The following is an 18,871-nucleotide window of genomic DNA, read 5'->3' as shown; positions in this document are numbered from 1 at the left end:
CGCACCCGGGACCTGTGGATGCCGCCGCGGGCTACCGCTTGGCGACGAAGACGTGCGACGCGGTGTCGTCGTCCAGCTCGGCGGCCTCGCCGCCACTGCCGACCAGCACACCGCCCGGCGACTCGGTCACGCTCACCACGGCACCGGGCTGCACGCCCGCACGCCGCAGCGTGTACATCAGCTGGGCGTCGGTCTGGATCGGCTCGCCGATCCGGCGGACGACCACCGTCTTGCCGTCCGGGCCCGGCTGCAGCTCGCCCAGGCTGACCATGCCCTCGTCGAGGAAGGGATCCGCCTCGGCCTTCTCGCCCAGCTCCTCCAGCCCGGGGATGGGGTTGCCGTACGGCGACTCGGTCGGGTGACGCAGCAGCTCCAGCACGCGCCGCTCCACCGCCTCGCTCATCACGTGCTCCCAGCGGCAGGCCTCGGCGTGCACCTGCTCCCACTCCAGGCCGATCACGTCGACCAGCAGGCACTCGGCGAGCCGGTGCTTGCGCATGACGCGGGTCGCCAGGCGGCGGCCCTCCTCGGTCAGCTCCAGGTGCCGGTCGCTGGCGACGGCCACCAGGCCGTCACGCTCCATGCGCGCGACCGTCTGGCTGACCGTGGGACCGCTCTGGTCAAGCCGTTCGGCGATGCGGGCGCGCATGGGGACCACACCTTCCTCTTCCAGCTCGAGAATGGTGCGGAGATACATCTCCGTGGTATCGATCAGTCCGGACATCCGTGCCCCTCAATATCGTGCGCTGGCCCTGTCCCCAATTCTGACGCATCACGCCGACAACCGTCCCGTGCCTGAGCGCGCGGCCTCCCACCGACACGGCTGACCGGCTATTGACAGGCCACTGGTCCAGACCGCACGGTGATCCGCGGACACGGACGCACCCCGACTTCTGGAAGGGCCCTCGGCGATGAGCGAGAGCAAGCTGGCCGGTCAGTTCTTCGACGCCGCGATCGGTCTCCTACAGCGGGTCCGCGACGAGGAGTCCGCGCACATCGCCGCCGCCGGAGAACTGATCGCGGACGCCGTGGCCTCGGGCAACCGCCTCTTCGCCTTCGGCGCCGGACACTCCTCGCTGCCCGCGCAGGACGTCGTCTACCGGGCCGGCGGCCTCGCCCTGATGAACTTCCTCGCCGTGCCCGGCACCGCCGGCGTCGACGTCATGCCCGCCACGCTCGGCAGCGCCCTGGAGCGGGTGGACGGCCTGGCGAGCGCGGTGCTCGACTCCAGCCCGGCCGCCGCGGGCGACGTACTGGTGATCATCTCACTCTCCGGGCGCAACGCACTGCCCGTCGAGATGGCGATGAACGCGCGTGCCCTGGGCCTCAAGGTCATCGGCGTGACGTCCGTGGCCTACGCGACCGAGACCAAGTCCCGGCACGTGTCCGGCGGCTTCCTCAAGGACCACTGCGACATCGTCCTGGACAGCAAGATCGCGGTGGGCGACGCGGAGCTGACCCTGGACGGCATCGACGCGCCCTTCGCACCCGCGTCCACGGTCGTCACCAGCGCGATCATGCAGTCGGTGATGGCCGCCGCGGCGGGCTCGCTGGCCGAGCGGGGGATCGAGCCGCCGCTGCTGCGCTCCGGCAACGTCGACGGCGGCCACGAATGGAACGGCCGCGTGATGACGGAGTACGGCGACCGCATCTTCTACCGCCACTGAGCGGCCGGGGGTCCGGCGGGCCGGCCCCGGCCGTGATCCGCCGAACCCCCTCTAGTCCGCCGTGACGCCCGCCAGGGAGAGGTCTGCGGCCACCCTGGCGGCGATCTCCTCCGCGTAGACCGCGTCCGGGCGCTCGAAGGCCGGGCGTGAGGGGGCGCGCAGGAAGGTCAGCACGCCCAGGGTCCGGCCGCGGCTGCGGAGGACCGTGCACAGGCCGTGGGCGACGCCGTCGGGCCAGCCGGACGGCAGCCGCGCCGGGGCGCTGACCCGTACCGAGCCGACCCGGTCCAGCGCCTGGAACGCCGGGTGCCCCGCCTCGTACCTCGCCGGCAGGCCGCCGGTGGAGGTCAGGCCGGGCGGCGAGGTGGCCGAGCGCACCAGCCGGTCCCCCACCGCCAGGTCCACCAGCGCGTGGTCGGCGAACCCGGCCAGCGAGAAGTCCAGCCGCACCGCCACGGCCTCGGCCGGGTCCTCGCACTCGGCGGCGGCGCGGGCCGCCCGGTGCAGCTGGTTGGCCCGGAACCGCAGCTGCGCGGTGTCCAGCTCGGTCTGGCGGGCCTCGGTGATGTCCTGGAACAGCCAGGCCACGCCCAGCGGCACCGGCTCCTCCCCCAGCGGCGAGGCCAGCCGCAGGAACCCGGAGCGCCAGCAGCGGCGGCGCACGCCCTCGGGCGACTTCACGGACACCCACAGCTCCGCCGGCGGGGGCGGCGCGCCCTCGGCCAGCACGTGCTGGATGGCGCCCTCCAGCTCCTCCACGCCCTGGGTCAGCAGCTCCCCCAGCGGCCGGCCGAGCAGCACCGTCCGCCCGGCCCCGAAGGCGCGGGCCGCGTGCGCGTTGACCACCGCGGGCCGCAGGTCCACGTCGACCAGGACCACGCCCCACGAGGCGTCGTCCAGCAGCGCCTCGCTCAGCGCGATGGAACGCTCCAGGTCGATCTGGGTGTGCACCTCGCTGAAGGCGCAGTAGACCCCGGCCGGCTTGCCGTCCGCGCCGGGCACGCGGGCCGACTGGGTGCGTACGAGGACCCGGCCGCCGTCCTTGGTGACCAGGGCGAACTCGTGCACCTGGCGGCCCGGCGCGTCCATCGCCGACATCAGCCGGCGCTGCACGTCCTCCGCGTCCGCCGCTCTGGCGGCCCACCCGGCGAAGCCCCGCCGTCCGACCGCCTCCGCGGCCGTCCACCCCAGGATCCGCTCTGCCTCGCGGTTCCAGTGGGTGATCACGCCGTCGGCGTCGAACGCGCACAGTGCGGCGTCCATGCCGTCCAGTAGCGCGGCGAGCAGATCGTCGGCGGTCTCACTACGTCCGGAAGCACTCACCTGGCACCCCCTGCAGGTGTTCGCGTGTGCGGCACGTCAGATCATTCAACTCCAACGTGACGCAGCCCACACGGGGTTCTCGGAAAAGAGCCGGGTCTATTAATCGGTTGCGCCGGTTCCGAGGGGCTCCTAGCGTGTGGGGCACACGAGAAGGGAGGTGGTTCCGGAAATGTATGGCAACCGGACGCGTGAGGTGACTGCGGGCTAGCGCCCGTCGTCGCACGCACCCAGTGTGCTCGCCGGCGTCGTGGCGTCGGCCAATCCCAAGCAGTCACCCGACCCGCGGGCTCGCCGGCACGTCCGGCCGGCTTCTCTTACTGCAGAAGAGAAACCCGAGCCCGCGGGTCGCCTGCTTTTCCAGGCACTACGGCTGGAGCCGCTCCACCCGCCACCCCTCGTCCTCCCGTACGTAGCGGAGGCGGTCGTGGAGGCGGTTCTCGTGGCCCTGCCAGAACTCCACCGCCTCCGGTACGACGCGGAAGCCGCCCCACTCCGTCGGTACGGGGACCTGCTCGCCCTCCGGGTAGCGCGCGGTCAGCTCCGCGTAGCGCGCGTCCAGGTCCGCCCTCGACGCGATCACGGTGGACTGCTCGCTCGCCCACGCGCCCAGCTGGGAGCCGTGCGGCCGGGAGCGGAAGTAGGCGGCCGTCTCGTCGCGGCCGACCCGGGCCGCGGTGCCGGTCACCACGACCTGCCGGGCGATGGGGTGCCAGGGGAAGAGCAGCGCCACGTGCGGGTTCTCCGCCAGCTCCCGGCCCTTGCGGGAGCCGTAGTTCGTGTAGAAGACGAAGCCCCTGGAGTCGAACTGCTTGAGCAGCACCGTGCGCGAGCTGGGCCTGCCGTCCGCCGTGGCGGTCGAGACGACCATCGCGTTCGGTTCAAAGACGTGCGCGTCGGCGGCCTGCTGGAACCAGCGGGCGAACTGCTCCATCGGGTCCGCGGCGAGATCGGCCTCGAAGACGATCTCGGAGCGGTACTGCTTGCGCATGACAGCGGGATCAAGGTCCTGGTTCGGCACACCGCCATCCTGCCCCAGTGACGCCCCCTACCCCGCCCGGGGTCCGCCCACGCCCCGCGGGCGCCCGCGGCCGGTGTGCCACACGTCACGCTTCCGCGCGCCTGGCCCAACGTACAAAATCTTGAGGCTGGGCCGCCTCCTGCGGCCGATTCCCGCGGCGGGCCTCCTCCCCGGAATCCCGTCCCGGTGTTCGGCATCGGCCGCACGGGGCATGACGGGGTTGACCACCCGCACCGCGCAGCGTGCGGAAGCGTACAAAGGTGTACGCACCCGCCAGATCCTTACGCCTGTTCACAGCCGGACCGCACAGCCGGCCCGTAGGCAGCCGTTCTGGTCACAGCCGTTCGCCGCACTACCTTGAGGAGCCGCCTGATGTCCGACTTCGTACCCGGACTCGAAGGGGTCGTCGCGTTCGAGACGGAGATCGCCGAGCCCGACAAGGAAGGCGGCTCGCTGCGCTACCGCGGTGTCGACATCGAAGACCTGGTGGGCCACGTCTCCTTCGGGAACGTGTGGGGCCTGCTGGTCGACGGTGCCTTCAACCCCGGTCTGCCCGCCGCCGAGCCCTTCCCGATCCCGGTGCACTCCGGTGACATCCGCGTGGACGTCCAGTCCGCGCTCGCCATGCTCGCCCCCGTGTGGGGCCTGAAACCGCTGCTGGACATCGACGAGCAGACCGCGCGGGACGACCTCGCCCGGGCCGCCGTGATGGCCCTGTCGTACGTCGCCCAGTCGGCCCGCGGCCAGGGCCTGCCGATGGTCCCGCAGCGGGAGATCGACAAGGCCGACTCCGTCGTCGAGCGGTTCATGATCCGCTGGCGCGGCGAGCCGGACCCGAAGCACGTCAAGGCCGTCGACGCCTACTGGACCTCGGCCGCCGAGCACGGCATGAACGCCTCGACGTTCACCGCCCGTGTGATCGCCTCCACCGGCGCCGACGTCGCCGCGGCCCTGTCCGGCGCCGTGGGCGCCATGTCCGGTCCGCTGCACGGCGGCGCGCCCTCGCGCGTGCTGGGCATGATCGAGGAGATCGAGCGCACCGGCGACGCCGTGGCGTACGTGAAGAAGGCCCTGGACAAGGGCGAGCGCCTGATGGGCTTCGGCCACCGCGTCTACCGCGCCGAGGACCCGCGCGCCCGCGTGCTGCGGCGTACGGCCAAGGAGCTGGACGCGCCGCGCTACGAGGTGGCCGCCGCCCTGGAGAAGGCCGCGCTGGAGGAGCTGCACGCCCGCCGCCCCGACCGCGTGCTGGCCACGAACGTGGAGTTCTGGGCCGCGATCATGCTGGACTTCGCGGAGGTCCCGGCGCACATGTTCACGTCGATGTTCACGTGCGCGCGCACCGCCGGCTGGTCCGCGCACATCCTGGAGCAGAAGCGGACCGGCCGCCTGGTCCGGCCGTCGGCGCGGTACATCGGCCCGGGCCCGCGCGACCCGCGCCAGATCGAGGGCTTCGGGGACATCGCCTCGACCGCCTGACCGGTCTCCGTCCCGTACGGCGCGCCGCATCCCTTCCGGGGTGCGGCGCGCCGTCGCGTTCAGGGGCGGGGGGCGGGTACGAGGGCCAGGTCGACCAGCGCGGACCACTGGGCGACGACCCGGGCCCGCCGGGCGGCGTCGTCGGTGAGGACGTTGGCCAGGCCCAGGCCGCGGGCCATGTCGAGCAGGCCCTGGACGGTCTCCCGGACACCCGGTACCGCCTCGTCGGCGCCCAGCAGCTCGACGGCTATCCGGTGGGTCTCGCGACCCACCCTGGCCTCCAGCTCGGTGACCCGGGGGCGCAGCTGCTCCTCGTTGGAGGCGGCGACCCAGAGCTGGAGCGCGGCCCGGAAGAGCGTGCCGGTGTAGAGGTCGACCAAGGCCCCGACCACCGCGGGCCGGGCGGCCGGCCCGTCGGCGAAGAGGCCGCGCAGGGCGGCGGAGCGCTCCTCGGCGACGTACTCGACGGCGGCGGTGAAGAGGTCCTCGCGGGTGGGGAAGTGGTGCTGGGCCGCGCCCCGGGAGACGCCGGCGCGCTCGGCGACGACGGCTACGGTGGAGCCGGCCCAGCCGTGTTCGGCCAGGCAGGCCACGGCGGCCTCCAGGAGGCGGCGACGGGTGGCGCGGCTGCGGTCCTGCTTGGGGGTGCGGTCGGGGACCGGGGCGGTCACGACACCCATGACGGGCTCCGGCGCTCGAAGCGGGCGGTGATGCCCTCGCGGGCCTCGTCGGAGGCGAAGAGCGCGGCCGACAGGGCGGTCAGCCGGGCGGCGTCCCGGTCGAAGGCGGCCCGTACCCCGGCGGTGACCAGCTTCTTCGTCTCGGCCAGGCCCTGCGGGGAGGCCTTGCGCAGGCCGTCGAGGACGGGGGCGAGGGCCAGGTCGACGGGGTTGGCGGGGCTGGCGGGGATCTCACCCGAGTCGGTGGCGGGTGCGTCGGCGGCCTCGTCGGCGGCCTCGTCGGCGTCGGCGGACAGGGTCAGCAGGCCGATGCGGGCCGCCTCTGCGGGGCCGAAGGGCTCGGCGGTGAGGAAGTAGCGTGCTGCGGCCCGCGGGTCCAGGCGGCACAGCAGCGGGACCGAGATGACGGCCGGGGCGAGCCCCAGGTGGGTCTCGGTGAAGGCGAACGTGGCTCCCGGGCCCGCCACGGCGATGTCGCAGGAGCCGAGCAGGCCGAGACCGCCGGCCCTGACGTGCCCGGTGACCCGGGCGACGACGGGCTTGGGCAGCTCCACGACCTCCCTCATCAGCGCCACGAAGTCCTCGGGGTCGCAAGGCGACTTGAGGTCGGCGCCCGCGCAGAAGGTGTTCCCGGTGTGGGTGAGGACGACCGCCCGGACCGCCGGGTCCTTGCCGGCGGCGGCGAGCGCGGCGCGGAGTTCCCCGACGAGGGCCGCGGAGAGCGCGTTGCGGTTGGCCGGTGAGTCGAGCGTGAGCGTCGTGACGCCGCTCGCTTGCGCGGCGCTGACCAGGGGGTCCATGCCGGTGTCCTCCGGAGATGTGCGGGTGGCGACGGGATCCTGCCGGGGAGCGTACGCGGGCCCCCGGACCCGGGCCCGGGCGGGCGGGGGTCCGGGAGGCCCGCGGGGGTGCGGCTCAGTAGGACTTCGGGAGGCCCAGGGTCTGGTGCGCGACGAAGTTCAGGATCATCTCGCGGCTGACCGGGGCGATCCTGGCCACCCGGGAGGCGGTGATGAGCGAGGCCAGCCCGTACTCGCGGGTCAGGCCGTTGCCGCCCAGGGTGTGCACGGACTGGTCCACGGCCTTCACGCAGGCCTCGGCCGCCGCGTACTTGGCCATGTTGGCGGCCTCACCGGCGCCCATGTCGTCGCCCTCGTCGTAGAGGTGGGCGGCCTTCTGCATCATCAGCCGGGCCAGCTCCAGGTCGATGTGGGCCTGGGCGAGGGGGTGGGCGAGGGCCTGGTGCGCGCCGATCGGCTGCTTCCAGACCTGCCGGGTCTTCGCGTAGTCGACGGCCTTGGCGAGCGCGTGGCGGCCCATGCCGATGGCGAAGGCCGCCGTCATGATGCGTTCGGGGTTGAGCCCGGCGAAGAGCTGGAGGAGGCCGGCGTCCTCCTCGCCGACGAGGGAGTCCGCGGGCAGCCGCACCTCGTCCAGGACCAGCTCGAACTGCTTCTCCGCGGCGTGCAGTTCCATGTCGATCGCCGAGCGGCCGAAGCCGGGGGTGTCCCGGGGGACGATGAACAGACAGGGCTTGAGCCGGCCGGTGCGGGCGTCCTCGGTACGGCCGACGATCAGCGTGGCATCCGCGATGTCGACCCCGGAGATGAAGACCTTGCGCCCGGTGAGGACCCAGTCGGTGCCGTCCCGGCGGGCCGTGGTCGTGATGCGGTGCGAGTTGGACCCGGCATCGGGTTCGGTGATGCCGAAGGCCATGGTGCGGCTGCCGTCGGCCAGCCCGGGCAGCCAGGCGCGCTTCTGCTCCTCGGTGCCGAAGCGGGCGATGACCGTGCCGCAGATGGCCGGCGACACCACCATCATCAGCAGGGGACAGCCGGCGGCGCCCAGCTCCTCCAGGACGATGGAGAGTTCGGCGATGCCGCCGCCCCCGCCGCCGTACTCCTCGGGGAGGTTCACGCCGAGGTAGCCGAGCTTGGCGGCCTCGGCCCACAGCTCGTCGGGGTGGCCGCCCTCGGCGGCCACCCTGGCGAGGTACTCGCGGCCGTAGCGCCGGCCGAGGGCGGCGACGGCGGCGCGCAGCGCCTTGTGCTCTTCGGTTTCGAGGACGGTGCCGGTCGGGGTTCCGGGGGCGGTGCTCATGACTGCGTTTCCTCCAGGACTACGGCGAGTAGGGCGCCCACCTCGACCTGATGGCCGGGGGCGGCGTGGAGTGCGGTGAGCGTGCCGGAGGCGGGAGCGACGATGCGGTGCTCCATCTTCATGGCCTCCAGCCAGAGCAGCGGCTGCCCGGCGGTGACGGGGGTGCCGGGGGCCAGGCCCTCGGCGACGCGGACGACGGTGCCGGGCATGGGGGCGAGCAGGGATCCGGGGTCGGTGCGGTCCTCGGGGTCGGCGAAGCGGGGCAGGGCGGTGAGGGTGTGCGAGCCGAGCGCCGAATCGACGTACACGACCCCGGTGTTCGAATTGTGTTTCACGTGGAACATCCGCTGGACGCCCTCGACTTCGAGGGTGACCAGGTCCGGGGTGACCGCGACGACCCGGACGCCTTCGTACCCCTCGGCGGGCTCCGGGCCGGTACGGGTGTGCCGGTAGCGGATCTCGTGTTCGGTGCCGGAGGGCTCGGCGCGGTAGCGGCGGAGCTGGGGCGCGGAGGGTACGTTCCGCCAGCCGCCGAGCCGGGCGGCGACCCCCGCGCCGGGGGCGGGCAGGGCCTGGGCCAGGGCTGCCGCCAGGGCCGGGAGCGCGGCGTCGGGGGTGCCCCCGGTGAGGGCGGCGAGGTGGCGGTCGTAGAAGCCGGTGTCCAGCCGGGCGGCCCGGAACTCCGGGTGGCGCAGGGACCGGACGAGGAGGTCCCGGTTGGTGGTCAGGCCGTGGATGCGGGCACGCTCCAGGGCGCCGGCGAGGACCCGTACGGCCTCGTCCCGGGTGGGGGCGTGGGCGATGACCTTGGCCAGCATCGGGTCGTAGTGGATGCCAACCGGGTCGCCCGCCGCGTAGCCGGCGTCGACCCGGACCCCGTCGGGCACGTCCAGGGTCTCCAGCGTGCCGGTCTGCGGGCGCCAGCCGCGGGCCGGGTCCTCGGCGTAGAGGCGGGCCTCGACGGCGTGGCCGGAGGGCCCGGGCGGGGTCAGGGGCAGCGCGTGGCCCTCGGCGACACGGAGCTGGAGGGCGACGAGGTCGATGCCGTGGACGGCCTCGGTGACGGGGTGCTCCACCTGGAGGCGGGTGTTCATCTCCAGGAAGTAGGGGCGGCCGTCGGCGGTGACGAGGAACTCGACGGTGCCGGCGCCCTGGTACGAGACGGCACGGGCGGCGGCGACCGCCGCCTCGTGGAGCGCGGTGCGCAGGCCCGCCGGGAGGCCGGGGGCCGGGGCCTCCTCGACGACCTTCTGGTGGCGGCGCTGGAGGGAGCAGTCCCGGGTGCCGAGGGCCCAGACCGTGCCGTGGGCGTCGGCGAGCACCTGGACCTCGACGTGCCGGCCGCGTTCGACGTAGGGCTCGGCGAAGACCTCGCCGTCACCGAAGGCGGCGGTGGCCTCGGCGGAGGCGGCGGCGAGTTCCTCCTTCAGGGCGTCGAGGTCGCGTACCACCCGCATGCCGCGGCCGCCGCCGCCCGCGGCGGCCTTGAGGAGGAGGGGCAGGTCCGCGGCGGTGGCGGCGGCCGGGTCGACCGGTTCCAGGAGGGGGACGCCGGCGGCCCGCATCAGCTCCTTGGCGCGGGTCTTGGAGGCCATGGCCTCGATGGCCGCGGGCGGCGGGCCGATCCAGCGCAGGCCGGCGTCCTGGACGGCGCGGGCGAAGTCGGCGTTCTCGGAGAGGAACCCGTACCCGGGATGGACGGCGTCGGCGCCCGCCGCCAGGGCGGCCTTGATGACCAGGTCGCCGCGCAGGTACGTGTCGGCGGGCGCTGCGCCGGGCAGCCGGACGGCCGCGTCGGCCTCCCGGACGTGCAGGGAGCCGGCGTCGGGGTCGGCGTACACGGCGACGGTGGCGAGCCCGAGGGCGCGGGCCGTGCGGAAGACGCGGACGGCGATCTCGCCGCGGTTGGCGACGAGGAGGGAGGTGAGGGGGGTGGTGACGGAGGTCGCGGGGGCGGTCGCGGGGGCGGTGGTGTCTGGTGTCGTGGTCATCTGCGGGCTCACATCCGGAAGACGCCGAAGCCGCCGCGGGCGCCCTCGACGGGGGCGTTGTGGAGGGCGGACAGGCACAGGCCGAGGACGGTGCGGGTGTCGCGCGGGTCGATGACGCCGTCGTCGTAGATCCGCCCGGACAGGAAGAACGGCAGGGACTCGGCCTCGATCTGCTGCTCGACGAGGGCGCGCAGCCCGGCGTCGGCCTCGTCGTCGTAGGGCTGCCCCTTGGCGGCGGCGGAGGCGCGGGCCACGATCGAGAGCACGCCGGCCAGCTGCTGGGGGCCCATCACCGCGGACTTGGCGCTGGGCCAGGCGAAGAGGAAGCGGGGGTCGAAGGCGCGGCCGCACATGCCGTAGTGGCCGGCGCCGTAGGAGGCGCCCATGAGGACGGAGAGGTGCGGGACGCGGGAGTTGGAGACCGCGTTGATCATCATGGCGCCGTGCTTGATGATGCCGCCCTGCTCGTACTCCTTGCCGACCATGTAGCCGGTGGTGTTGTGGAGGAAGAGGAGGGGGATGTCGCGCTGGTTGGCGAGCTGGATGAACTGCGCGGCCTTCTGCGACTCCTGGCTGAACAGCACGCCGTGGGCGTTGGCGAGGATGCCGAGGGGGTAGCCGTGGAGTTCGGCCCAGCCGGTGGTGAGGCTGGTGCCGTAGAGGGGCTTGAACTCGTCGAAGTCGGAGCCGTCGACGATGCGGGCGATGACCTCGCGCGGGTCGAAGGGGGTCTTGAGGTCGGCCGGGACGATGCCGAGGAGTTCCTCGGGGTCGTACTTCGGCGGCTCGGCTGGGCCCGGGTCGGGGTGCGCCTTGCGGTGGTTGAGCCGGGCGACGATGCGGCGGGCCTGGCGGAGCGCGTCGTGCTCGTCGAGGGCGTAGTAGTCGGCGAGGCCGGAGGTGCGGGCGTGCATGTCGGCTCCGCCGAGTGACTCGTCGTCGCTCTCCTCTCCCGTGGCCATCTTCACGAGCGGCGGGCCGCCGAGGAACACCTTGGAGCGGTCCTTGATCATCACGGTGTGGTCGGACATGCCGGGGATGTAGGCGCCGCCGGCGGTGGAGTTGCCGAAGACCACGGCGACGGTGGGGATGCCGGCGGCGGAGAGCCGGGTGAGGTCCCGGAAGATCGCCCCACCGGGGATGAAGATCTCCTTCTGGGAGGGGAGGTCGGCGCCGCCGGACTCGACGAGGCTGATGCAGGGCAGCCGGTTCTGGAGGGCGATCTCGTTGGCGCGGAGCGCCTTCTTGAGGGTCCAGGGGTTGCTGGCGCCGCCGCGGACGGTGGGGTCGTTGGCGGTGATGAGGCATTCGGTGCCCTCGACGACGCCGATGCCGGTGACCATGGAGGCGCCGACGGGGTAGTCGCTGCCCCAGGCCGCGAGGGGGGACAGTTCGAGGAAGGGCGTGTCCGGGTCCAGGAGCAGCTCGATGCGCTCGCGGGCGAGGAGCTTGCCGCGCTTGCGGTGGCGCTCGGTGTACTTCGGGCCGCCGCCGGCCAGCGCCTTGGCGTGCTCCTCGTCGAGGTCGGCGAGTCTGGCGAGCATCGCGGTGCGGTTGTCCGCGTGGGCGGGGTCGCGGGGGTCCAGGGCGGTTCGGAGCCGGGTCACTGCGTGGCCTCCGGGGGTGGTGTGCCGTCGGGTTTCACGGGGCGGGGGCGGGGTCTGGCGGTTCCTGCGGCGCGGGGTGCTGCGGGGGCCCTGCCGGGTTGGGGGGTGCGGGGCCGGGTCCCTACGGGGCCGGGTGCTGCGGGGCCCGGTGCTGCGGGGCCGGGTGCTGCGGGGCGAGGTGGGCCGGTACGTCGACGTGCCGGGCGCGGAGCCATTCGCCGAGGGCCTTCGCCTGCGGGTCGAAGCGGTGCTGGGCGGCTGCGCCGTCGCCGAGGAGGCCGGTGATGACGAAGTTCAGGGCGCGGAGGTTGGGGAGTTCGTGCCGGGTGACCTGGAGGGGGGCGGTCTCCGGGAGGAGCTCCTTGAGGCGGGGGACGGTGAGGGTGGCGCGGAGCCAGTCGTATGCGGCTTCCGTTTCCGTCCAGAGGCCGAGGTTGGCGTCGCCGCCCTTGTCTCCGCTGCGGGCGCCGGCGATGCGGCCCAGGGGGATGCGGACGGTTTCGGCGCCGGTTCCCGTGCCGTTGCCCGTGCCGTTGCCCTTGCCGGGGGCCGGTGCTTCCGGGTGCGGGGCCGTGCCGGCGGCCGGTGCTTCCGGGCGCCTGTCGGGGGCGGGTGCGGGGCTGAGCCCTGCGGGGCTGTCCCCTACCCGCCCTTCCTCCGTTCCCCGGGGCTCCGCCCCGGACCCTTCGGGGGCTCCGCCCCCGTACCCTCCCCCAGCTACCGCTGGGGGGACCCCCAGCTCCTCAAACGCCGGAGGGGCTTGATCTACCCCCAGGGGCACTTCCAGCCTCGCCGGCGTTTGAGGCGCGGGGTCCGGGGCGGAGCCCCGGTTCGGGAAGGGGCGGGGTGGGGAAACGGCTCCGCGCAGCGGCAACGGCGCCGCACCTGGGGCGTCTTCGGTCACCGAGCCCGCGGCCCCGGACGTTTCGGGCTTCTCCCGGGTCTCGCCCCCATGCCCCGCACAGGAGGCGTCTCCGGGCATCGGGGCGACCAGGACGGCCGTGCCGTCCGGGAGGACTGCCGTGTGGGGCGGGGTGGCGGACGGGATCAGGGGGGAGGCGAAGACGCCGTAGGGGGTGGGGGCGGCGGGAGGGCTCGTCACGTGGAAGCCCGGGTAGCTCGCGAGGGCCAGTTCGATGGCCTTCGCGGTGAGTGGGCGGCCCACCTTGGCCGGGTCGGGGTCCTTCACCGTCAGGCGCAGCAGCGCGCTCGCCGTTTCCTGGGTGGCCGCGTCCTCGTGGTCGGTGCGGGCCAGGGTCCATTCCGCCGAGGCGATGCCGGCCAGCGCGTCCGCCAGCTGGGCCTTCAGCAGGGCCGCCTTGGCCTCGACGTCCAGGCCGGTCAGCACGAAGACGACCTCGTTGCGCCAGCCGCCGATGCGGGTGAGGCCCAGTTTCAGGGTGCCGGGGGCGGGTTCGCCCCGGGTGCCCGACACCAGGACCCGGTCCGGGCCCTGCTGCGTGAGCCGCACCGTGTCGAGGCGGGCCACCACGTCGGGGCCCAGGTACCGGGCGCCCTGGGTCTCGTACAGCAGCTGGGCGGTGACCGTGCCGGTGTTCACCACGCCGCCCGTGCCCGGATGCTTGGTGATGACCGCGCTGCCGTCCCGGGCGACCTCCGCCAGCGGGAAGCCGGGCCGCCGTACGTCGTGGCCGGTGAAGAACGCGTAGTTGCCGCCGGTCGCCTGCGTGCCGCACTCCAGCACGTGCCCGGCCACCACCGCCCCCGCCAGCGCGTCGAAGTCGTCCCGCGCCCAGTCGAAGAACCAGGCGGACGGCCCGCTGACCAGCGCCGCGTCCGTCACTCGGCCGGTGACGACCACCACCGCGCCGGCCTTCAGGCATTCGGTGATTCCCCAGCCGCCGAGGTACGCGTTGGCGGTGAGGGCGTCCTCGTACGGCATCAGGTCGTCGCCCTCGACGTGCGCCACCGCCACCGGTACGCCCAGCCTGGCGGCGAGCTTGCGGATGGCGTCGGCCAGCCCGGCGGGGTTCAGGCCGCCGGCGTTGGTCACCAGGCGGACGCCCCGGTCGACGGCCAGGCCGAGGCTCCCCTCCAGCTGCTTCAGGTACGTCTTCGCGTACCCCAGCGCCGGGTCCTTCAGCCGGTCGCGGCCGAGGATCAGCATCGTCAGTTCGGCGAGGTAGTCGCCGGTCAGCACGTCCAGCGGGCCGCCGGTCAGCATCTCCGCCACCGCGTCGAAGCGGTCGCCGTAGAAGCCCGAGGCGTTGCCGATGCGCAGGATCCGGTCGTCAGGCACCGCGCCGCTCCCGGCCCTCGCCCGCCGGGCCCGCGAAGGCCTGGGCGATGTCCAGCCAGCGGTCGGCCTCCGCGCCCGAGGCCGTCACGGCGAGGTCCGCCCGGTGCGCCCGCTGGGTCACGAGCAGGCAGAAGTCCAGCGCCGGTCCGGTGACCCGCTGCGCCGCCTCCGGTGGCCCGTACGCCCACAGCTCCGTGCCGTCCGGCGAGGTCAGTTCCACCCGGAACTCCCCTTCGGGCGCGGGCAGTCCGCGTACCGCATAGGCGTAGTCGCGGGCCCGCACCCCGATCCGGGCCACGTGCCGCAGCCGCGCGGTCGGGACCCGGACGGCACCCAGCGCGTCCGCCACGTCCTGGCCGTGCGCCCAGGTCTCCATGAGGCGGGCGCTGGCCATGGAGGCGGCCTTCATCGGGGGCCCGTACCAGGGGAACCGCTCCCCCGCGGGCGCCTTCGTCAGGGCCGCGTCGAGCTCCGCGCGCCCGGCCCGCCAGCGGGCCAGCAGTTCGGCGGGCGGCAGGGCGGCACCTGCCCCGGCGCCCTCGTCGACGAAGGTGTCGGGCTTGCCCAGGGCCTCCGCGGCCTGGCGTGCGAAGCCGTCGGCGTCGGTGAGGGCGAGGAGGGCCGCCCGGTCGGTCCACTCCAGGTGCGCGATCTGGTGGGCGACCGTCCAGCCGGGTGCGGGGGTGGGCCTCGCCCACTCCTCGGCGTCCAACGCGCCTACGAGCTGGTCGAGTTCCTCCCCTTCGGCAAACAGATCGGCGATCACCAGGGACGACGGATCGGGCACGGCGGACTCCCCCACGCGGACGGCGACACGACGGTGTGCCCCGAAGCGTGGCAGCGGGCCGAGAAACAATCAAGCGTGCTTGCATGATTTTTCGCCCCGTGTTCCCCCGGGGCGCCCACCGCACCAACTCCCCTGCGGAGACGGCGAGTCAGCCGGTCAGGCCCTCCGGCAGCGAGTCCGCCAGGTACGCCGGCACGTCGGGCTCGCCGGACAGCATGTGCCGCACCCACGCGTTCCGCTCGTGGCCGATGGGCGGGAGCTCCCAGACGCACCCGATCAGCGAGCGGTCCAGCCGGACGAAGTGCGTGCTGTCCCGGTCCGGGCAGCCCAGCACCGGCTGGCCCGCCGCCCCGCCCGCGAAGTGCAGGACGTTGTCCCACACCCAGCTGTAGACGTTGAGGTACGCGCCGTCGTCCCCTCCCCTGTGGAGGACGACGAAGCTCACGGGCGGCGTGCCGTCCGGCTCCGGCAGCGTCGCGAGCAGTTCGGGCAGGAAGGCGTAGGCGGCTTTCTCGACCTCCGGCTCGATGCCGGCCGGGTCTGCGGTGACGTGGTACCGCTTCACGAGACGGCCCTCGACCTCGACGGGTCCGGGGACGCTCAGGTGCTTCTCCTGGAATGCCATGCGGGGACCGTACGGGCGCTTCCCTGACACCTTCCGTCAGGGGATGCGCGCACGGATCCGGGTCCGGCGCGACCCCGTGGCGCGTCGGCCGACACGCCCGGACGGAGGATCCGGTTCCGGCCAGATCCGTAAAACTGACGACACTTCCGGGCGCGGGTCCGCCCATACTGGGCCCGCTCCGCACACGGAGCGATCACGCCGTTGCTCACCGTAGAGGAATGGACCGCGACATGACCTCCGAAGCAGCACAGCAGCCGATCACGCTCTACCCCCAGCTCGACGAGGCCGCGTTGCGCGCCTTCGTGGCCGCGCTCCGGAGCGGCGACACCTCCGGGCTCGCGCCCGCCCGCGCCGCCGAGGTCGACCAGGCCCGCTCGCTGCTCACGTTCACCCCGGTCAAGGTGCCGGGCGCGGCGGATCCGGCCACCGGCGAGCCCGCCTTGCTCGACGCGGCCCTCTGGCGGCACACCGGCCCCGATCCGCGTCCGGTCGTCGTCATGCCCTCGCCGTGGACGGACCTCGGCTGGCTCTCGTACGCCGTCCAGGCCACGGCCTTCGCGGCCAAGGGCTACAACGTCCTGGCCTACAGCGCCCGCGGCTTCGGGCTCTCCGGCGGCGAGGTCGAGGTGGCCGGCCCGCTCGACGTCGAGGACGGCACCCGGGCGCTGGACTTCCTGATCGAGCGGACGCCGTCCGGGGTCACCGCGGCCGGCTTCCTCGGCGACAGCTACGGATCGGGCATCAGCCAGCTGGTCGCGGCGCACGACACCCGGGTCGACGCGGTCGTCGCGATGAGCACCTGGGGCGACCTCGGGGAGGCCTTCTACGAGAACACCACCCGGCACGTCGCCTCGGTGACCGCCCTGCTGAACGCCGCCAGGAACGCCCGGCTGAGCCAGGAGACGGCGGCTGTCTTCGCCGACGTGCTGAACAACCGGAACATCGAGGCGACCCTGGCCTGGGCCGCCCGCCGCTCACCCCTCACGTACGCGGACGAGCTGCGCGAGCGACAGGTGCCCGTCTACTTCGCGCACGCCTGGCACGAGACGCTCTTCCCGGTGAACCAGACGCTGCGGATGTTCGAGGCGCTGACCGGCCCCAAGCGCCTGGACCTGTCCATCGGCGACCACTCCTGTCCGGAGATGAGCGGGATCATCGGTCTGCCGAACCGGATCTGGTCGAACGCCCACCGCTGGCTCGACCAGCACCTCAGGGGCGAGGACACCGGCATCGGCTCGGAGGGCCAGATCCTCAGTCAGGTGATGTGGAACAAGACCCTGGAGGACCGACCCACCTGGACGGCCGTGACGACGCGCCGCCAGCGCGTGTACCTGACGGGCGGCGCCGCGGGCGGCTCGCTGGCCGACAAGCCGGAGACCGGCTGGACCATCGAGGCGCTGACCGGCATCGACACCCCCGCCACCGTGGCCGACGCGATCATCACCACCGGGTACGACGAGATCGCCGGCCGCCCGAAGACCTACCCCGCCGACGGGATCAGCCGCGACGTGGCGGCCGTCTGGACGGGCGCGCCGCAGGACGCGGTGCTGCGGCTGCGCGGGATCCCGAGGCTGCGGCTGAGCTGCGCGGCGGCGACGCCGCGGGCCACGTTCGTCGCGTACCTGCTGGACGTGGCGCCGGACGGGACCGGGCACATCGTGACGCACGCGCCGTTCACCCGGCTGCAGGGCGACCCTGAGAGCCCGTACGCCGCCGAGGTCGAACTCCAGGCCACGGCGTACGACGTGCCGGCGGGGCACCGGCTGATGCTGGTGGCGGACACCGTCGACCCGTTCTACGGGGGCGCGAACCTGCCCCGGGGAACCCTGCGGTTCGGCTCCTCTGACGAAGACCCGGCCTTCCTGGAACTGCCGCTCGGCTGAGCCGTACGGCAAGCCGTCGGCCGGGACCGGGCCAGCCGACGGCGCGCCGCGCCGTGCTGCTGGGTGGCCGTGCTGCTGGTGTCCCCTTGGCAGCGCCCGGCCGGGCGTGTGGTGTGTGGGGAAGGTGCTTGACGCGTCGTGGCAGGCTGGACCGGAGGCAGGCCCGGGCCTGGGGTGGCCGAAGGCCAGGGGCGAAGCCCCCTTGCCCCAGGGGTGGGCCTGCCGCAGGGCCTGCAGGCCACGACGCGTCAAGCACCGAGGGGACCCACACACCACACGACCGGCCACCCCGCACCACCGCCCCGGGGCACCACGGCCAGGGCTGGCGCACGGTCGGAAGCCGACGCACCGTCGAAGGCCGACGCACCGTCGAAGGCCGACGCACCGTCGGAGACCGACGCGTGGTCAGGCCTCGGCCGTCGGCGGCATGCGCTTCGCCTGCGAGCGGACCGCGCCCATGCTGGCCGCGATGACCAGGGCGATGGCGAGCGCGTCGGTGAGGGAGAGGCCCTGGCCCAGTACGAGGAAGCCCGCCGTGGCCGCGATGGCCGGCTCCAGGCTCATCAGCACCGCGAAGGTGGGCGCGGGCAGCCGCCGCAGGGCGAGCAGCTCCAGCGTGTACGGCAGGACCGAGGACAGCAGCGCGACACCGAGGCCCAGCGCCAGCGTGCCCGGCACCACCAGCCTGTCCCCGGCCTCGGCGATGCCCAGCGGCAGGCTGATCACGGCGGCGAAGGCCATCGCCAGGGCCAGACCGTCGGCCTGCGGGAAGCGGCGCCCCGTACGGGCGCTGAAGACGATGTACGCCGCCCACATCGCGCCCGCGCCGAGGGCGAAGGCGGCACCCAGCGGGTCGAGCGAGCCCATCCCGGACCCGCCGGCCCCGCCGAGCAGGGCCACGCCGCACAGCGCGAGCCCCGCCCAGAGCAGGCTGGACAGCCGCCGCGAGGCGAAGACCGACAGCACCAGCGGGCCCAGCACCTCCAGCGTGACGGCGGGGCCGAGGGGGATGCGCTCGACGGCCTGGTAGAAGAGGCCGTTCATGCCCGCCATGGCCACGCCGAAGGCCAGCACGGTGGTCCAGTCGGCGCGCGAGTAGCCGCGGATCCGCGGCCGGCAGATCAGCAGCAGCACGACGGCCGCCGCGACCAGCCGGAGCGAGACCACGCCGGCCGCTCCCGCGCGGGGCATCAGCGTGACCGCGAGCGCCGCGCCGAACTGCACCGAGACGCCGGCGGAGATCACCAGCGCGACCGGGCCCAGCCGCCCGGGACCGCGGCCCCGAAGGCGCCCGGCGAGCCGGCCGAGCCCGGCAGCCGGGGAGGTCCCCGCCGTCCCGGTGGTCCCGGCGGCCCCGGTGGTCCCGGCCGCCCCGGTGGTGACGGGGGCGGCGGCGGGCGCAGGGGCGGGCGCGGCGGAATGGGTCATTCCACCATGCTAAGCCCGCCGTA

Annotated in this window: 14 protein-coding genes and 1 pseudogene; 3 read left to right on the top strand and 12 right to left on the bottom strand. The window is 74.0% G+C overall.

The features are described 5' to 3' along the window. Positions 1-31 precede the first annotated feature (31 nt). On the bottom strand, positions 32-724 hold the full coding sequence (locus ACIQUQ_RS14860; RefSeq protein ID WP_399939369.1) for an iron dependent repressor, metal binding and dimerization domain protein: 693 nt from the start codon (positions 722-724) through the stop codon (positions 32-34). 187 nt (positions 725-911) lie between these two features. On the opposite strand from ACIQUQ_RS14860, the gene ACIQUQ_RS14855 reads away from it, so the two are divergent. Beyond that, positions 912-1,667 (top strand): SIS domain-containing protein, encoded by a 756-nt coding sequence (locus tag ACIQUQ_RS14855; protein WP_403975418.1) that lies wholly within the window; start codon positions 912-914, stop codon positions 1,665-1,667. Between the two features lie 51 nt (positions 1,668-1,718). On the opposite strand, the gene ACIQUQ_RS14850 is transcribed toward ACIQUQ_RS14855, so the two are convergent. Together ACIQUQ_RS14850 and pdxH are read right to left on the bottom strand one after the other, a co-directional pair. Next, positions 1,719-2,990, bottom strand: coding sequence for a PAS domain-containing protein (locus tag ACIQUQ_RS14850; protein WP_403975417.1), 1,272 nt, complete (start codon positions 2,988-2,990; stop codon positions 1,719-1,721). A 364-nt stretch (positions 2,991-3,354) separates the two neighbouring features. Further along, the gene (pdxH, locus tag ACIQUQ_RS14845) at positions 3,355-3,978 is read right to left on the bottom strand and encodes a pyridoxamine 5'-phosphate oxidase (protein ID WP_403975415.1); all 624 of its coding nucleotides are present in this window, start codon (positions 3,976-3,978) and stop codon (positions 3,355-3,357) included. Positions 3,979-4,380: 402 nt separating this feature from the next. Between pdxH and ACIQUQ_RS14840 the strand changes: the two genes are divergently transcribed. Then, complete coding sequence (locus tag ACIQUQ_RS14840) at positions 4,381-5,487, top strand: citrate synthase 2 (RefSeq protein WP_399939362.1); 1,107 nt, start codon at positions 4,381-4,383, stop codon at positions 5,485-5,487. 59 nt (positions 5,488-5,546) lie between these two features. On the opposite strand, the gene ACIQUQ_RS14835 is transcribed toward ACIQUQ_RS14840, so the two are convergent. From ACIQUQ_RS14835 to ACIQUQ_RS14800, 8 genes and pseudogenes are all read right to left on the bottom strand, one after another. Then, the gene (locus ACIQUQ_RS14835) at positions 5,547-6,167 is read right to left on the bottom strand and encodes a TetR/AcrR family transcriptional regulator (RefSeq protein ID WP_399939359.1); all 621 of its coding nucleotides are present in this window, start codon (positions 6,165-6,167) and stop codon (positions 5,547-5,549) included. Then, positions 6,155-6,967, bottom strand: coding sequence for an enoyl-CoA hydratase-related protein (locus tag ACIQUQ_RS14830; protein WP_403975411.1), 813 nt, complete (start codon positions 6,965-6,967; stop codon positions 6,155-6,157). Before ACIQUQ_RS14830 ends, ACIQUQ_RS14835 begins: the two co-directional genes overlap by 13 nt. 115 nt (positions 6,968-7,082) lie before the next feature. Then, entirely contained in the window at positions 7,083-8,267 is a 1,185-nt protein-coding gene (locus ACIQUQ_RS14825; protein WP_403975409.1) for an acyl-CoA dehydrogenase family protein, read from the bottom strand. Beyond that, the gene (locus ACIQUQ_RS14820) at positions 8,264-10,258 is read right to left on the bottom strand and encodes a biotin carboxylase N-terminal domain-containing protein (protein WP_403975406.1); all 1,995 of its coding nucleotides are present in this window, start codon (positions 10,256-10,258) and stop codon (positions 8,264-8,266) included. Before ACIQUQ_RS14820 ends, ACIQUQ_RS14825 begins: the two co-directional genes overlap by 4 nt. 8 nt (positions 10,259-10,266) lie before the next feature. Further along, the gene (locus ACIQUQ_RS14815; protein ID WP_403975403.1) at positions 10,267-11,865 is read right to left on the bottom strand and encodes an acyl-CoA carboxylase subunit beta; all 1,599 of its coding nucleotides are present in this window, start codon (positions 11,863-11,865) and stop codon (positions 10,267-10,269) included. A gap of 982 nt (positions 11,866-12,847) precedes the next feature. Then, a pseudogene (locus ACIQUQ_RS14810) lies at positions 12,848-14,050 on the bottom strand (acyclic terpene utilization AtuA family protein); the annotation flags it as partial. Positions 14,051-14,117: 67 nt separating this feature from the next. After that, the gene (locus ACIQUQ_RS14805; RefSeq protein ID WP_403975400.1) at positions 14,118-14,912 is read right to left on the bottom strand and encodes a TIGR03084 family metal-binding protein; all 795 of its coding nucleotides are present in this window, start codon (positions 14,910-14,912) and stop codon (positions 14,118-14,120) included. A 148-nt stretch (positions 14,913-15,060) separates the two neighbouring features. Beyond that, positions 15,061-15,537, bottom strand: a complete 477-nt coding sequence (locus ACIQUQ_RS14800) for a hypothetical protein (protein WP_403975397.1) — start codon at positions 15,535-15,537, stop codon at positions 15,061-15,063. Positions 15,538-15,767: 230 nt separating this feature from the next. Between ACIQUQ_RS14800 and ACIQUQ_RS14795 the strand changes: the two genes are divergently transcribed. Next, positions 15,768-17,420: a CocE/NonD family hydrolase gene (locus ACIQUQ_RS14795; protein WP_403975395.1), complete on the top strand. Its 1,653-nt coding sequence runs from the start codon at positions 15,768-15,770 to the stop codon at positions 17,418-17,420. Positions 17,421-17,825: 405 nt separating this feature from the next. Here ACIQUQ_RS14795 and ACIQUQ_RS14790 read toward each other — a convergent pair whose 3' ends face one another. Then, entirely contained in the window at positions 17,826-18,848 is a 1,023-nt protein-coding gene (locus ACIQUQ_RS14790; protein WP_403975392.1) for an EamA family transporter, read from the bottom strand. Positions 18,849-18,871 lie beyond the last annotated feature (23 nt).

It is taken from the genome of Streptomyces sp. NPDC101118 (genome assembly GCF_044759445.1).
In the GTDB taxonomy this organism is placed as follows: Bacteria; Actinomycetota; Actinomycetes; order Streptomycetales; family Streptomycetaceae; genus Streptomyces.
This window is presented reverse-complemented; position numbering and strand designations above follow the sequence as displayed.